At 56.6% G+C, this 15,181-nt stretch carries 13 protein-coding genes; 5 read left to right on the forward strand and 8 right to left on the reverse strand.

Annotated features, from left to right (window positions below; translation table 11 throughout):
* Both minD and minC read right to left on the reverse strand, forming a co-directional pair.
* Positions 1–813 (reverse strand): septum site-determining protein MinD, encoded by an 813-nt coding sequence (minD, locus tag LRL22_RS05105; RefSeq protein ID WP_005345776.1) that lies wholly within the window; start codon positions 811–813, stop codon positions 1–3.
* 18 nt (positions 814–831) lie between these two features.
* The gene (minC, locus tag LRL22_RS05110) at positions 832–1,545 is read right to left on the reverse strand and encodes a septum site-determining protein MinC (protein ID WP_270904861.1); all 714 of its coding nucleotides are present in this window, start codon (positions 1,543–1,545) and stop codon (positions 832–834) included.
* A gap of 107 nt (positions 1,546–1,652) precedes the next feature.
* On the opposite strand from minC, the gene LRL22_RS05115 reads away from it, so the two are divergent.
* Complete coding sequence (locus LRL22_RS05115) at positions 1,653–1,931, forward strand: YcgL domain-containing protein (protein ID WP_270904862.1); 279 nt, start codon at positions 1,653–1,655, stop codon at positions 1,929–1,931.
* Positions 1,932–2,777: 846 nt separating this feature from the next.
* Here the strand turns inward: LRL22_RS05115 and LRL22_RS05120 are convergent.
* The 3 genes from LRL22_RS05120 to ppnP form a co-directional block, all read right to left on the reverse strand.
* Positions 2,778–4,148 carry an L-serine ammonia-lyase gene (locus LRL22_RS05120; RefSeq protein ID WP_005336844.1) on the reverse strand — a complete coding sequence of 457 codons (1,371 nt, stop codon included), beginning with the start codon at positions 4,146–4,148 and terminating at the stop codon, positions 2,778–2,780.
* Positions 4,149–4,423: 275 nt separating this feature from the next.
* On the reverse strand, positions 4,424–5,809 hold the full coding sequence (locus LRL22_RS05125) for an L-serine ammonia-lyase (protein WP_236302484.1): 1,386 nt from the start codon (positions 5,807–5,809) through the stop codon (positions 4,424–4,426).
* Between the two features lie 154 nt (positions 5,810–5,963).
* Positions 5,964–6,248 carry a pyrimidine/purine nucleoside phosphorylase gene (ppnP, locus tag LRL22_RS05130; protein ID WP_005336842.1) on the reverse strand — a complete coding sequence of 95 codons (285 nt, stop codon included), beginning with the start codon at positions 6,246–6,248 and terminating at the stop codon, positions 5,964–5,966.
* A gap of 270 nt (positions 6,249–6,518) precedes the next feature.
* Between ppnP and LRL22_RS05135 the strand changes: the two genes are divergently transcribed.
* Positions 6,519–7,760 (forward strand): dicarboxylate/amino acid:cation symporter, encoded by a 1,242-nt coding sequence (locus tag LRL22_RS05135; RefSeq protein WP_270904863.1) that lies wholly within the window; start codon positions 6,519–6,521, stop codon positions 7,758–7,760.
* A 1,624-nt stretch (positions 7,761–9,384) separates the two neighbouring features.
* On the opposite strand, the gene pfkA is transcribed toward LRL22_RS05135, so the two are convergent.
* The 3 genes from pfkA to elyC form a co-directional block, all read right to left on the reverse strand.
* Positions 9,385–10,356: a 6-phosphofructokinase gene (gene pfkA / locus LRL22_RS05140; RefSeq protein ID WP_005336840.1), complete on the reverse strand. Its 972-nt coding sequence runs from the start codon at positions 10,354–10,356 to the stop codon at positions 9,385–9,387.
* 149 nt (positions 10,357–10,505) lie between these two features.
* Positions 10,506–11,261, reverse strand: coding sequence for a triose-phosphate isomerase (gene tpiA / locus LRL22_RS05145; RefSeq protein ID WP_179903827.1), 756 nt, complete (start codon positions 11,259–11,261; stop codon positions 10,506–10,508).
* Between the two features lie 135 nt (positions 11,262–11,396).
* Positions 11,397–12,167, reverse strand: coding sequence for an envelope biogenesis factor ElyC (gene elyC, locus LRL22_RS05150; protein ID WP_270904864.1), 771 nt, complete (start codon positions 12,165–12,167; stop codon positions 11,397–11,399).
* Between the two features lie 101 nt (positions 12,168–12,268).
* On the opposite strand from elyC, the gene cmoM reads away from it, so the two are divergent.
* From cmoM to mukE, 3 genes are all read left to right on the forward strand, one after another.
* Complete coding sequence (gene cmoM / locus LRL22_RS05155; RefSeq protein ID WP_227273728.1) at positions 12,269–13,045, forward strand: tRNA uridine 5-oxyacetic acid(34) methyltransferase CmoM; 777 nt, start codon at positions 12,269–12,271, stop codon at positions 13,043–13,045.
* Positions 13,046–13,145: 100 nt separating this feature from the next.
* Positions 13,146–14,480, forward strand: a complete 1,335-nt coding sequence (gene mukF / locus LRL22_RS05160; RefSeq protein WP_005345760.1) for a chromosome partition protein MukF — start codon at positions 13,146–13,148, stop codon at positions 14,478–14,480.
* Positions 14,461–15,180, forward strand: coding sequence for a chromosome partition protein MukE (gene mukE, locus LRL22_RS05165; RefSeq protein ID WP_005345759.1), 720 nt, complete (start codon positions 14,461–14,463; stop codon positions 15,178–15,180). The genes mukF and mukE overlap by 20 nt, the downstream gene beginning before the upstream one ends.
* The last annotated feature ends 1 nt before the right edge of the window (position 15,181 follow it).

Raw genomic sequence — 15,181 nt, forward strand, 5'->3', positions numbered from 1 at the left:
TTAACTCCCGAACAGTCGGCTAAAGAAGCCCTTCTTCTCTTCTTCCAGAAAACGAAATTCCTTGGTGTCACCGAGCAAACGGGAAACCGCATCGTCATAGGCCTGACCGGCATCGGACTCCTTGTCCAGAATGACCGGTTCGCCGGAGTTGGAGGCGCGCAGCACTGCCTGGGACTCAGGGATCACCCCGAGCAGCGGAATGGCCAGGATCTCCTGCACATCCTGCACGCTCAGCATGTCGCCACGGTTGACCCGGGTCGGGCAGTAGCGGGTCAGCAGCAGGTGCTCCTTGATGGGGTCTTCGCCACGCTCGGCACGGCGGGATTTGGAGGCCAGGATGCCGAGGATGCGGTCGGAGTCACGTACGGAAGAGACTTCCGGGTTGGTGGTGACGATCGCTTCGTCGGCAAAATAGAGCGCCATCAGCGCGCCCGCCTCGATCCCGGCCGGGGAGTCGCAGACAATGTAGTCAAACTTCATTTCGGCCAGCTGATCCAGCACCTTCTCGACACCCTCTTTGGTCAGGGCATCTTTATCCCGGGTCTGGGAGGCGGGCAGGATAAACAGGTTCTCGCAACGTTTGTCCTTGATGAGCGCCTGATTGAGGTTGGCTTCACCGTTGATGACGTTGACGAAGTCATACACCACGCGTCGCTCACAACCCATAATGAGGTCCAGATTTCGCAGACCGATGTCAAAATCGATGACCACTGTTTTGTGGCCACGCTGGGCTAAACCGGTACTCAGGGCTGCGCTGGTTGTGGTCTTGCCAACGCCACCTTTACCCGATGTAACGACTATGATTCGCGCCATTCTCGCTTCCTTGTAACTCTATTTGATACGGTCTATACGGAGTTGTTCATTATCCAGCCGGATATGAACCGGTTGCTGGATCAGGCCTGCCGGCAACGCATCGCTCAGCTGGAAGGTGCCCGCGATGGAGAGCAGTTCGGCCTGTAATTGCTGGCAATAGATCCGGGCTTGGGTGTTGCCCCGGGCGCCGGCAATGGCTCTGCCACGCAGGGTGCCATAAATATGAATGCTGTCGTCGGCGAGCACTTCGGCTCCCGGACTGACGGAGCCCAGTACCACCAGCGAGGTGCCGGCGGCGTAAATCTGCTGGCCGGAACGAACCGGTCCCACATGTACCTTGCTCGGGATCAAGGGGGCGGGTTCGGGAACCACCTCAGGCGCGGCTGGCGCGGGGGCAGGCTCGGGTTCCGGTTCGCTCTTGCGACTCTTGCCCGAGGCCATCACGGCCAGTCCCACCGCCTTGGCGGCTGTCTTCATCTCTTCACTGCGTGCCCCCGTGATGCCGACCAGCACAAACTCTTCGGACTCCACCAGCTCCTTGAGCTGTTCGAAATCGGGAATATGTTCCAGTCGGGAAACATTGATCACCAGCGGTGCGCAATTAAAAAAGTAGGGTGCCTGGGCCACTTTTTCGGCCAACAACTGACGTATCCGCTCAGGCTCGCCATCGCTGATATGCAACACAGAAATAGTGAAGGTGGTCCCTTTCAATTCGTTATCGCGCTCAACCATGAATCTTCCCCGAGGCAGAGATGCTAATCCGTTATTGTTATTCAATTCCTGATGTTATAGTTTGCCCCCATCAGAGGCAATAAACTCGTCGGATTATATCAATTTCCATGTTGTGTGCAGTCTATAAAAGTCGCAAAAAAGCCGAGACCTACCTTTTTGTTGAAAAAAGAGAGGATTTCTCCCGTGTTCCCGAGCCACTGCTGAGCGCATTCGGGCGTCCCGAGCTGGTGCTGATGACCAAGCTGGATCCGGCCAAGCCCTTGGGGCTGGCTGATGTCGGCAAGGTGATGGCCGCGCTGACCAACCAGGGGTTTTACCTGCAGGTGCCGCCGCCCCCCGAAAATTTGCTGGAGCAGCACAAGGCCAGCCTGAAAAAACCAGCCTGAATATCCAGCCCCGTGGTGCGTTCTGCCCAGCGGGGCTAATTCTTTGTGACTCTGCATGACGCATTCCGGCCCCGGAGAGGTGGCCTGCGATAATCCCGTGACAGGATCTGGCCAAATTAAACCCTCCCTTTGGTGATATTCACTTTTCGCTGTTTAAATAGAAAGTCAATCTGCTCCCAACTCCATATCCTCAACCTTTGCTGGCGCTCACAAAAATAGCGAGTGGCGCACGCTCATATCCTCCATTTCAACGGCTATTGGCCCATTCATCGATTATTTTCAGCCTCTTCCTTGGGCGCTTTTGGCCTCCACTGCTCGATGCGTTTTACATCAAATAGGGAGTAAAGAGGGCGATGATAACTGTGCTAAAACCAGTTTGCGCGATGCGCTGTGACCACAGTGATGAGCTAACCCCCTGTTTGCGTACTTGATTGTTTGCCCTGATCTCGAAAGTGCCACACAGATGGCTATCAGCATGTACTTCGCAAGGGTGAGCGGTAACCGCGTCTTGCCAAACAAGGGTATGACCAAAGGGGGGATATTGAGCTGAGGGGCCATCTCGATATCGATTAGTTGTGAAATCGTGACCGGGGCAAGATAGCAGGTACAGGTTTCATGTCGGGGCGTAATGTCTCTCTCAATGCATTGAGAAGAGTTAATCAAGGTATGTAATTAGAGAGGTATGCAGACAAGGCAATCCGCATTGCGGTGGTGTAGCAGGGGTATATCAGCGACAGCCCTGCTGTGAAATGGTCGGTATGCCGGTATAAGTGCCCGGCATTCCATTCGGGCAATAAAAAAGGCGGGATATCCCGCCTTTGTTCAGATGAGGGTCGTAACCCTTATTTATTCGCAGGCAACCTGCATCACCTTGATGGCCAGACCGCCACGGGAGGTTTCACGGTACTTGGAGTCCATGTCCTTGCCGGTGATGTACATGGTCTCGATCACCTTGTCCAGGGAGACGCGCGGCTTGGAGGTACGACGCAGGGCCATACGGGAGGCGTTGACTGCCTTCATGGCTGCGATGGCGTTACGCTCGATGCAAGGCACCTGTACCTGACCGGCAACCGGATCACAGGTCAGACCCAGGTTGTGTTCCATGCCGATTTCGGCAGCTTCACAGACGTGCTCCGGGCTACCGCCCATCAGCTCGGTCAGACCGGCAGCGGCCATGGAGCAGGAGACACCTACTTCACCCTGACAGCCCACTTCGGCGCCGGAGATGGAGGCGTTCATCTTGTAGAGGATGCCGACGGCACCGGCAGCCAGATAGAAACGGGTGTACTCGTCGCGGCCAACCGGCTGGATGAACTTGTCGTAGTAAGCCAGTACGGCCGGGATGATACCGGCAGCGCCGTTGGTCGGTGCAGTGACCACGCGGCCACCGGCAGCGTTCTCTTCACTCACGGCCAGAGCGAACATGTTGACCCAGTCAACGATGTTCATCGGATCGCTCGAGAGGTTCTCGTTGGTGTTGAGTTGGCGATAGAGCGGAGCTGCACGACGGGGTACGCGCAGCGGGCCGGAGAGAACACCTTCGGTACGGCAGCCGCGCTCGATACCTTCACGCATGGTGTTCCAGATCTTGCCGAACTTCTTGTAGATCTCTTCCGGAGTGTTGAAGCACTTCTCGTTTTCCATCATCAGGGCAGAGATGGAGAGACCGGTCTGGCTGCAATGGGCAACCAGCTCGGCTGCGCTCTTGAACGGATAGCGTACGGACATGTCGCCGCTGTCAGCCTTGCCGAAGTTCTCTTCGTCAACGATGAAACCGCCACCGATGGAGTAGTAGGTCTTGCTATAGACCACTTCATCTTCGATCAGGGCAGTCAGCTTCATGCCGTTTTCGTGCAGCGGCAGGGCTTCGTCGTGGAATACCATGGCGTCACGCGGGAAGCTGACGGTGTGGCAGTGCAGGCCGATCGGCAGGCGCTCGGTCTGCTCAACACGGGAGATAAACTCGGGAATGGCATCGATATCGACATTTTCCGGCAGGTTGCCAGCCAGGCCCATGATGATGGCGGTGTCGGTATGGTGGCCTTTGCCGGTCCAGGAGAGGGAGCCGTAAACATCGACATTGATCCGGGTTACATCGCGGATCTTGCCGCCCGCGCGCAGCTCGTCAACAAACTGTTTGGCCGCTTTCATCGGGCCAACAGTGTGGGAAGAAGAGGGGCCTACACCGATTTTGAAGATATCAAAAACGCTGATCATGTCACTATTACCTCAGGGTAGAAGGGGGCGGCATGCCCACTCACAGAAATTTGGGAGATCCATGGAACGCGCTTGTCAGCGCAGGTCACAGAACCAGATAACCGTAGTGTAACGGCTCCAGGCCTAAAAAAAGTTGAAATAGATCTATTTTTGTTGAATCTGAGACGCGAGTATAAAATTTATTTTTGTGCTTATCCATTTTGTTAAGCGTTTGCCCATAAAAATACCCGGCGATGCCGGGCATTTCGGAACCAAATGGAGTCATTTGCCGTTTTTTAACATTCGGTAATGTTAACGGCGAGGCCGCCACGGGCCGTCTCCTTGTATTTGGTCTTCATGTCGTTGCCGGTCTCCCACATGGTCTTGATCACCTTGTCGAGCGACACCTTGTGCTCGCCGGTGCCGCGCAGGGCGAGGCGGGCGGCATTGATCGCCTTGACCGCCCCCATGGCGTTGCGCTCGATGCAGGGCACCTGCACCAGTCCGCCTATGGGATCGCAGGTGAGGCCGAGATTGTGCTCCATGCCTATTTCGGCGGCGTTCTCCACCATGGCCGGGCTGCCACCCAGCAGTTCGGTCAGCGCGCCAGCCGCCATGGAGCAGGCAACCCCAACTTCCCCCTGACAACCCACTTCGGCGCCGGAGAGGGAGGCGTTCTTCTTATATAAGATGCCGATGGCAGCCGCGGTGAGGAAGTAGCGGATCAGCGTCTCGTCATCCACCTTGTGAACGAAGCGATCGTAGTAGTGCAGCACGGCGGGGATGATGCCCGCGGCGCCATTGGTGGGTGCGGTCACCACTCGTCCGCCTGCCGCATTCTCTTCGTTGACCGCCAGCGCAAAGAGATCGACCCACTCCATCACCATCAGCGGATCCTTGTTGAAGTTAGTCTCGCAGCTTAACTGGCGGAACAGCCCCGGGGCGCGGCGCCGAACCTTGAGGCCGCCCGGCAGCACCCCTTCGCTCTTGCAGCCACGATCGACGCAGCCTTGCATCGCCTGCCAGATCTTGCGCAGCCCCGCTTTTATCTGCTCATCGCTGCGAAAGACCCGCTCATTGGCCAGGATCAGCCCCGAGATGGAGAGGCCGCTCTCCTGACAGTGGGCCAGCAGTTGGGCGCCGCTGTCGAACGGGTAGGGAACTGGGTGTTCGGCATCGGACTTGGCAGCCTCTTCTTTGGCCGTGGCAAAGTGGCTCTCTTCAATGATGAAGCCGCCCCCGATGGAGTAGTAGGTCTGGCTGAAGCGCAGGTTTTCCTCTTTATCAAAGGCGCGCAGAGTCATGCCATTGGTGTGGGCCGGCAGGGTTTTGCGGCGGTTGAAGATGATGGCACCGGTGCGCGGAAAATGGCTTGGTTGCTCGCCTGCCAGCTGCAGGTTCTGCTCCTTTTCCACTCGAGCCAGAATGGCGGGAATCGCATCGATATCGACCGACTCCGGTTCAAAGCCCGATAACCCCAGAATGATTGCCTTGCCGGTACCGTGCCCTTTGCCGGTCTGGCCCAGCGAGCCGTAACACTCCACTTCGACCCGCGTGACCTGTGGCAGATGGCCTTGCAGCTTGAGCTGCTGGACGAAAGCATAGGATGCACGCATGGGGCCGACAGTATGGGAAGAGGAGGGGCCAATTCCGATGGAAAACAGGTCAAACACGCTGATCATGACATCAATCCGGTGATGGTTTATGTCTGTTTATTCTAGGATTTTTGACGTGGATGGAAAGCGGGGATGTGCGGTGCTGTGACATGGACACAGATAATGGGGCTGGGGATTGCCCAAGAAGGTTGAAGGGGCTGATCCCCTTCAACCGGCCTGATCAGTCGAGAAATTCGCACAGATAAGCTGTGGGGGTTTTCACTTCCAGTTTGAAGGAGGAGTGACCGGCTACCAGGAAGGATTCACCCTGGCTGTAGGTGTGCCACTCATCTTCATCAGCCAGCTGGATGGTGAGGGCGCCCTTGATCACTGTCATCCGTTCGGGGGCGGCGGTGTTGAACAGGTAGTCACCGGCGTTCATCACCCCGACGGTTGATTTCTCACCTTTTTGTTCGAAACCGATGGATTTTACATTTCCGTCGAAATACTCGTTAACTTTCAGCATCTTTACATCCCTGTGTGTACGTTTGTGCAGCCAAACTAGCACAATCTTTTGCCAGTTGTCATGGGGGATGAGGTAAAAATCGCCGAGACCGCTTTGAATCTTCACTTTTTCGCAAACTTATTAATAGCCAAGGTTAATGATTTGCTGATTTAAAACAGCAATTAAATGTGAGATAACACGCGCAAACAGGGGAATGGGCAGCCGCTCATTCCCCTGTTTGGTTAATTGCACTGGGAAAAGTGTGAATTTTGCTACATAAAGGAACATATCGTGTTAACTAAAGGACTCATTAAAAACATCGGCTTCCAGGTTGTGGTCGCCATGGTACTGGGCGCAGTGGTCGGCGCGTTCATGGGTGAACAAGCCACCGTGTTTGCACCGCTCGGTACCCTGTTTATCCAGCTGATCAAGATGCTGGTGATCCCGCTGGTGGCGGTAGCCATCCTCTCCGGCGCCGCCAATCTGGGCGCCAGCCCGGCTGCGGGCAAGATCGGTGCGGCTACGCTGGCCTTCTTCCTCGTGACCTCAGCGTTGGCCGTGTTGCTGGCGCTGGTGATGGGGCAGATCTTCAAGCCGGGTGTCGGGGTCGATTTCGCTTCCGTCGCCTCCATGTTTGGCGGTGACTACGCCGATAAAGGGGCGCTGCCGGATGCAGTCGCCACCTTGCTTGGCATGATCCCCACCAACGTCTTCAACTCCCTCAACGAAGCGAACATCCTGCAGATCCTGGTGTTCTGCATGTTCCTCGGCATTGCGCTGGCCAAACAGCCGCGCGAGCGGGCCAAGCCACTGGTCGATGGGCTCAATACCCTGGTGGATGCCTTCGTCTGGATGATCAACAAGGTGATGATCATCGCGCCGCTCGGGGTGTTCGGTCTGATGGCGGAAGCCATCGGTACCTATGGCTTCGATGTGCTGACCCTGGTGCTCAAGCTATTCGTGGTTTATGTGGCTGCCATCCTTATCTTCGGCTTCGTGGTCTATCCGCTGCTGGTGATGATGTTCTCCAACACGCCGGTGATGAAGTACCTCTCTGCCATGAAGAAGCCGCAGATCGTGGCCTTCTCCACCGCCTCTTCCATGGCGACCCTGCCGGTCAATATGGAGACCTGCGAGCATGATCTGAAAGTGACCAACGCGACCGCTTCCTTCGTGTTGCCGCTGGGTGCCACCATCAACATGAGTGGCAACGCCATCTATTACGGTCTGGTCGCCATCTTCTTCGCGCAGGTTTACAACATCGATCTGAGCGTCGGTGCCTGGGCGGCCATCATTGTGACCTCTACTCTGGGGGCGATCGGTCAGGCCGGTGTGCCGGGCCCAAGTTTCCTGGTGGTTGCCGTGCTGCTGGCGGCCGGGATCCCCATCGAAGGGTTGCCGCTGCTGTTCGCGCTGGATCGTCTGTTCGACATGATCCGCACCTCCCTCAATATCACCGGTGATGCGGCCTGTGCTGTCATTGTTGACCGCTACAGCCCGGAATATGACCCAGAGCGCTGGAACAAGGCATAACTGCTTTGGGCTGGGCTGAGATATAACAGCCTTAAGCTGACACTGCGTAACGCGAGCCCCTGCCATGATGGCGGGGGCTTTTTTATATCTGCCGGACAAGTATCAGAGCAAAGGTGTGCACAAGAGATTGCTGACGGATGTAGCTGTGTTGAATGGAGAGTACAGGAGGGGAAAACATCAGTTGTGGGCATGGGCCGTATGGCGTCAACCGGTCTGTTGTAGATGCCGGGGTAGGGGATTGTCAAACGGCGGGTAACAAAAAGGGGAGCCTTGCTCCCCTCGGATATGATCTGCTGCTGGTTCTATTCCATCGCAACAGAGTGCGGTTAAACCATCCTGGTTACACCCTTGTGGCGAAAGAAACAGCGTCAACGTGATGAAATCATATCTATGTTGACCATCTCGGCATTATTACTGAAAAGCACCAGTTGATGGCGATTAAACAGACATGGCAAAGAGGGTCGGTCCGGATTGATGCCTCTCTATCCGGCTCAGAACTGTGACAGTGAGGGCAGAGAGACAGCAACCAGGGTGAAAAACACCGTGAAAACGGCAGTAACGACAAACTCTTTCATTTTTCTCTCCCTAAGTTGTTGGTTGATGTAGTCAAGATACCATAACAAGGGGGTAAAACAAGGTGTGAATTGATAAAACAGCTGTTTTGTGTCTTCGGTTTGTTGAAATGGCTATTTTTGTCATATTGAGCTGATTTTATCACCTCATCTGGCGGGGTTAGCATTCAAGATTCTGTTTTTATGGTTATTTCATTTAAATTCAATTGGTTAATGAGCTGCTGGTTGGTTTGGTGGTGGGTTTTGTATGGGGCTCAAATGGCGTTTTATAAGTTTTCACCCTCGTAATAGTGTCATTAAGGCCATAAAAAGTGTGCAAGGCAATGATTTGACGATTCCTGACGTAGATAGCCCATCCAAAAGAAGTCTATGGAGAAAGTCTGGTTACCAACCCTTGTCACACCATCACTTTATCAGTCCGGAGTCTCCGCATTTTTACAGTAATACACTGGGTTAATAGGGAGGAGAGCGGTGCATCGGGGGGATACAGAGTGGCAGCTGGCTGTTTTATCACCGCCAATTTCCCCGTTGGCCTCGGAAGAGACATGGCCGCAGCAAGAGTGAGGTGCGCAATAGAGCAGAGGCGTATTCTCTGGCTGGGCTGGGCTGGGCTGGGCTGGGCTGGGCTGGGCGCGAGCAGCGATCTGCGTGGCCGGTGCATCTGCGTGAGTCATGTGATTGTAATTCGAGAGCAGGGCCGGAGCATGGTTGGGTAAGATATCTGAATCCCCTCTACAAGATTGAGATATAAAAAGCGGCGTATGACGAGGAGGCTGAACAAGCTCGTTTCAGGGTCGACAGAGCACAGGTTAACGCAATCCGGTTCGCAGTGATAAAACATCCACGGCAATATCGGAACGGTATCTTTGGCTGAGATCGGTTGGTGCGAGGAGGTGGACGTTAACGATCAGTCAGATGGCGCAAGGGTTGGTAATCAGGCAACCCGTATGGTGAGGGCCACACAGCGTACCGATACATCAGTTTTTGTAAGATATAAAAAACCCTCCGACGGAGGGTTTTTGTCATCAACAGCCGGTTAAACGCCGCGTGGCTTAGAACAGGGTGGTGGAGAGGTTGTACAGCTCCTGATCGAACGGACGCTTCATGTTCTCGATGCAGTCGATGATGTCGTGGTGTACCAGCTCGTTGCGCTGGATACCGACGCAGCGACCACCGTGACCAGCCAGCAGCTGCTCAACGGCGTAAGCACCCATACGGCTGGACATGATGCGGTCACGGGCAGTCGGGGCACCGCCACGCTGAATGTGGCCCAGGATGGTGGCGCGGGTTTCACGACCGGTCAGGGCTTCGATGTCCTTGGCCAGTGCGTTCACGTCGGTAACGTGCTCGCAGATGGTGATGATGGCGTGCTTCTTGCCCTTGGCTTCGCCTTCCTTGATCTGCTTGAGCAGCTTCTCTTTGTCGAAGGCGACTTCCGGCACGATCACATATTCGGCACCACCGGCAACGGCTGCGGACATGGCCAGATCGCCACAGTGGCGGCCCATGATCTCGACCACGGAGATACGGTGGTGGGAGCTGCAGGTGTCGCGCAGACGGTCGATGGCGTCAACCACCACGTTCAGAGCAGTATCAAAACCGATGGTGAAGTCGGTACCGGCGATGTCGTTGTCGATGGTGCCCGGCAGGCCGATGCAGGGGAAACCCTCTTCGGTCAGCTTTTTGGCACCCATGTAGGAGCCGTCACCACCGATGACGACCAGCGCATCGATACCGTGCTTTTTCAGGTTTTCGATCGCTTCGGCGCGCACTGCGGGGTCTTTGAAGGCAGGGAAACGGGCGGAGCCGAGGAAAGTACCACCACGGTTCACCACGTCGGAAACGCTGTGACGCTCCAGCTTGACGATGCGATCCTGGTGCAGACCGAGGTAGCCATCATAAATACCGTAAACTTCCAGGCCATGATGCAAACCGGCGCGAACCACGGCGCGAATGGCTGCGTTCATACCCGGTGCGTCGCCACCACTGGTCAAAACACCAATACGTTTGATTTGTTTGGTCATGAGTGCCTCTGGATCTGAGTTGTCAAATACGAATGTTTAAATAGACAAGCCACTTTTACTATATCGGCTTTCATATGGGATGCGGGGGCCACCATAGGAAAAGCGATACAAGAGAGGGGACGAGCCCCTCTCTTTGCCGTAATCAGCGATTACTTGGCAGCGCCAGCGATGATCTGGGAGAAGTCGTCCACTTTCAGGGACGCACCACCGACCAGGCCACCGTCGATGTCCGGCTGACCGAACAGGTCGGCTGCAGTGGCACCAGTGACGGAACCGCCGTACAGGATCTGTACTTTGGCAGCAACGGCGCCATCAAAACCGGCCAGGTACTGACGGATGTGAGCGTGAACGGACTGAGCGATCTCCGGAGTGGCAGTCTTGCCGGTACCGATGGCCCATACCGGCTCGTAAGCGATAACGGCGTTGTTGAAGGAGGCGATGCCGCAACGGTCGATAACGGCTTTCAGCTGGGTCTCAACCACGTTCTTGGTCACGCCGGCTTCGAACTGCTCCAGAGTTTCACCGATGCACAGAACCGGCACCAGGCCGCCTTTCTGGATCGCTTCGTACTTGGCAGCAACCACGTCGTCAGTCTCTGCGTGCAGGGTACGACGCTCGCTGTGGCCGACCAGAGAGTAGGTGCAACCAAAGGCTTTCAGCATGGAGGGGGCGTTTTCGCCGGTGAAGGCACCAGACTCGTGAACGTCAGCGTTCTGGGCACCGTAGGCAATCTTGCTGCCAGCGGTCAGTTGCTCAACCAGACCCAAAAAGATAACCGGCGGGCAGACGGCGACTTGCACAGAAGGATGAGCGGCAGCAGCCGGGGTCAGTCCTTTGATCAGAGCTTCTACAGAAGCTTTGGTGCCGTTCAGTTTCCAGTTACCCATTACCAGGTGCTGTCTCATCTTGTATATCTCCTAGGCATTTGATTGCGCGACATTATATGAATTGAACCGAGCCCAAGATAGCTGACCCGGCGGCAAATGACGTAATTTTTTTTCGCTTTCCTGATCCAAATCAGGAATGAAACGCTTGATCGCTCATTCGTTAACCTGCCCCCGCAAGCGAGCCCACCATACCCCAATCCATTCGTGGATGGCAGCTTCGGAATACATCAAATAACGCCCTTTGGGTAAATAACTGTAGAGCGGCTGGGGTACCTGGCTCTGCTTGGCGGTGTAGTCGGTGGGGGCTGGCACGGCCTTGAGTCCCTGACCCTGATAGAGGGCCATGGCACGCGGCAAATGAGTGGCCGAACTGACCAGCGCCACCTCTTTTCCCTTGAGGTGGCGGCTGATACTGACCGCCTCATCATGAGTGTCTTTGTTGTTTTCAAACAACGTCATTCGCGCGCGGGGAATGCCGAGGCTCTCGGCCATCCGGGCATTGACCTCGGCATTGGAGAGGGGATCCCCCGACACATAGCCGGAGAAAACCAGCTTGGCGTCGGGATAGGCCTGGGCGAGGCGCACCCCTTCGAGAGTCCGTGCCAGCGAGATATTGTTCTGCCAACTGCGCATCGGCACCGCCGGGTCGCTGACATGACCATTGCCGAGCACCACGATGGCGTCGATGTTGGGATGCTGGCTCACCTCGAACGGCGGGAAGGTTTGCTCCAGCCCGCGGGCCAGTTCATAGCTCATCGGCCGCATCCCCATCAGCGCCACAATGAGCAGCGAGAGAGTGGCCAGCAGTTTGCCGGTTTTCTGAAAACGGGTGAACCAGAGTAGCAGCAGGGCAAGCAGCAGCAGGGATAGGGAGAAGGGGAGCGGCATCAACAGCTGACCCAGCCACTTTTTGAGCACAAACACGGCAGACACTTCCTTGAGTTTTCAGCAAATTCGGGATGTGACAGAATACCTCTCTTTTTTGGGATGGCCACAACCCTGTGGCGCTAATGTTGAGTTTCTCCTTGAAGCACGATCAGAGTTTTGACGGGCGCGCCGACAAGTTCGCCCGTAACATTTACGACTCCACCAAGGGGCGCATCCGCACCACCATTGTCTGGAGCGACATCGAAGCCTGCCTGGCCCGACTTGGCAACCGACCGCTGCGCATCCTCGATGCGGGGGGCGGTTTTGGCTATTTTGCCCAGAAGCTGGCGGCCATGGGCCATCAGGTGGAGCTGTGCGATCTGTCAGCAGAAATGCTGGAACTGGCCCGCAGCCAGATCGCCGAGAAGGGGCTGGAAGACAAAATTCGTCTCATCCATTGCCCCATTCAGGATCTGAAGCAACACGTGACCGGGACCTTTGATCTGGTGCTCTGCCATGCGGTGCTGGAGTGGCTTGCCGAGCCGCGTCAGACCTTGCTGGGTCTGTTCCCTTTCGTCAATGCCGGGGGCATACTGTCGCTGCTTTTTTACAACCGTCATGGTTTGCTGTTCCAGAGTCTGGTGGTGGGCAATTTTGACTATGTGCGCCTGGGTCTTCGCAAGAAGCGCCAGACTGCGCTTACGCCCACCAATCCCCAGCTGCCGGAGCAGGTCTATGACTGGATTGGTCGCGGGGGGCTGCGCATCATCGGCAAGACCGGGGTGCGGGTGATCCACGACTATATGCGTCACAAGCAGGATCAGGTGGAGAAGTTCGACGATCTGCTGGCCATGGAGCAGCAATATTGCCGTCAGGAGCCTTTTGTCTCCCTCGGTCGCTATATCCATGTGATGGCCCAGAAGCCGACCAGCTGATTGCTCGCTGTTCACGTCGATGTGAACCATGTTTTCGATGCTACCGGATGTAGCCGCGCGCACGATTTTGCGCCCAATACAACAACGAGATGACAACATCATGATGAGTACATCCCGTACCCTGCCAGAGCGTTCTTTGCCGGAGCTAGTAGGGTGGGTCAGGCAGGAGGGGTTGGCGTTGAGCCTGCCGACCGACCGGCTGGCCTTTCTGATTGCAATCAAGACCCTGTCCGAAGATGAGTCGGATCTGTCGGAGGCGGCGCTGCACGACGCCTTTGGCTATGTCAGCAGCGCCTTCGGCCAGATGGACGAGACCCTCACCGGTCGCGCCAACAACGCCATCAACGATCTTATTCGCCAACAACTGCTGTCGCGTTTCAACACCGACATGGTGGCGGGGGAGAGCCTCTACCGCCTGTCGCGCTTGGGTGTGAGCATCGTCGACTTCTTTATGGATCAGCGTCAGGTTGACTCCATCAAGCTCTCCATTCTGCTCGAACACCTGGCTGCCGAGCTCGACACCGCCCGCAAGGCGGCGCTTGAAACCAACACCCGCGAGCAGTGGGATGCCGAGGTGCTGCCGCGCCTCACCTTCTCGCTGGAAGAGACCCTGGGGCGGATCGACCTCACCCAGCGCGCCATGGATGAACAGCAGAATCAGGTCAAAAGCGAAATCGCGGCCCTGCTGACCCAGAACTGGGTCGATGCCATTCACAGCTGCGAGAAGTTGCTGCACGAGACCGGCCAGACCCTGCGCGAGCTGCAGGATACCCTGGACGCTGCCGGCCACCGCCTGCAGGCGGGGCTGCTCAATATTCAGGAAGCAGCGCAGGGGCGCGACGATCTGTTCCACGTCGAGGAGCTGACTCACGCCTTGCAAGGGCGCCTTGACGTCATCACCAGCTGGGGTCAGCAGTGCATCGAGCTCTGGTCCCGCTACGACAGGCACGTCCACAAATTTATCCGCAACGCCATCGACATGGACAAGAACCGCGCCTTCAGCCAGCGGCTGCGCGAGTCCATCCGCAATTTCGAGCAGCACAACTGGCAGCTGCGGGTGGCCGAAGAGCCCCGTCTGCTGGAGCTGCGCGACGAAACCATCGCCATCCACGACGAGGAGGTGACCGGTGAGGTGCCCCTCGAGATGGAGTACGTCGAGATGGTGGATATCAACCAGGAGCTGGCAGAGCGTATCGAGCGCTATCTGGCCCGCTACCCCGAGCAGGGCCAGCAGCTGGACTTGGCCGATGTGCTGCGGGAATACCTGCTGGATTACCCGGCCCATGCCCACTTCGATGTGGCGCGTCTTCTGATCGACCAGGCCGTGCGCCTGGGCCATGCCAGCGGCGAGCGCGAACTGCATCGCCAACCCGCATGGAAACCCATTAACCAAGCTGGATCCAAGGTTCAGGCCTATGTCATTGATCAATACTGAGTTTCCCTTGCCGCTGCGGCTTGCAGAGGCGATTGCCAACCCCTTGTTTCCGCGCATCGACACCGCCTTGCGCTCCGGTCGCCACATCAGTGCCGACGAGTTCGAGCAGCATTCGGCGCTGGTCGAATATCACAGCGAGCTGGAGATCTTCTACGGCCGCTATCAGGTGGAGCTGATCAAGGCGCCGGAAGGCTTCTTTTACCTGCGCCCGCGCCCGAGCTCCGACATCGGCACCACTGTGCTCTCCGAGCTCGATATGCTGGTGGGCAAGGTGCTCTGCTACCTCTACCTGAGCCCGGATCGTCTGGCTTCCGAAGGGGTATTCGCCATGGCCGAGCTGCAGGAGGAGGTGCTGAGCCTCGCCGACGAGAAGCAGCTGCTGCGGATGGTCAACAGCCGCTCCGGCGGTACCGATCTCGACAAGAAGAAGTTGCTCGAAAAGATCCGCACCTCCATGCGTCGTCTGCGCCGCCTTGGCATGATCACCGCCCTTGGCAACGGGGATAAATTCCGGGTCAACGAATCGGTGTTCCGTTTCGCCGCTGACGTGCGCTCCGATGAAGATCCGCGCGCCGTTCAGCTGCGGATGATCCAGGAGGGTGAAGCCATCTTCCACGACGACGAAATGCCGAGCAGCGACTCGCTCTTTGATGACATCGAGGCGGATCTCGATGAAGAACAACTGGATCTGGAGGTATAAC

It is taken from the genome of Aeromonas sp. PI_26, from assembly GCF_027854445.1.
GTDB classification, from domain to species: domain Bacteria; phylum Pseudomonadota; class Gammaproteobacteria; order Enterobacterales; family Aeromonadaceae; genus Aeromonas; species Aeromonas veronii.

Coding starts and splice junctions, on each gene's coding strand:
- minD (WP_005345776.1), bottom strand. CDS start 813: ATGGCGCGAATCATAGTCGTTACATCGGGTAAAGGTGGCGTTGGCAAG.
- minC (WP_270904861.1), bottom strand. CDS start 1,545: ATGGTTGAGCGCGATAACGAATTGAAAGGGACCACCTTCACTATTTCT.
- LRL22_RS05115 (WP_270904862.1), top strand. CDS start 1,653: ATGTTGTGTGCAGTCTATAAAAGTCGCAAAAAAGCCGAGACCTACCTT.
- LRL22_RS05120 (WP_005336844.1), bottom strand. CDS start 4,148: ATGATCAGCGTTTTTGATATCTTCAAAATCGGTGTAGGCCCCTCTTCT.
- LRL22_RS05125 (WP_236302484.1), bottom strand. CDS start 5,809: ATGATCAGCGTGTTTGACCTGTTTTCCATCGGAATTGGCCCCTCCTCT.
- ppnP (WP_005336842.1), bottom strand. CDS start 6,248: ATGCTGAAAGTTAACGAGTATTTCGACGGAAATGTAAAATCCATCGGT.
- pfkA (WP_005336840.1), bottom strand. CDS start 10,356: ATGACCAAACAAATCAAACGTATTGGTGTTTTGACCAGTGGTGGCGAC.
- tpiA (WP_179903827.1), bottom strand. CDS start 11,261: ATGAGACAGCACCTGGTAATGGGTAACTGGAAACTGAACGGCACCAAA.
- mukF (WP_005345760.1), top strand. CDS start 13,146: ATGATGAGTACATCCCGTACCCTGCCAGAGCGTTCTTTGCCGGAGCTA.
- mukE (WP_005345759.1), top strand. CDS start 14,461: ATGTCATTGATCAATACTGAGTTTCCCTTGCCGCTGCGGCTTGCAGAG.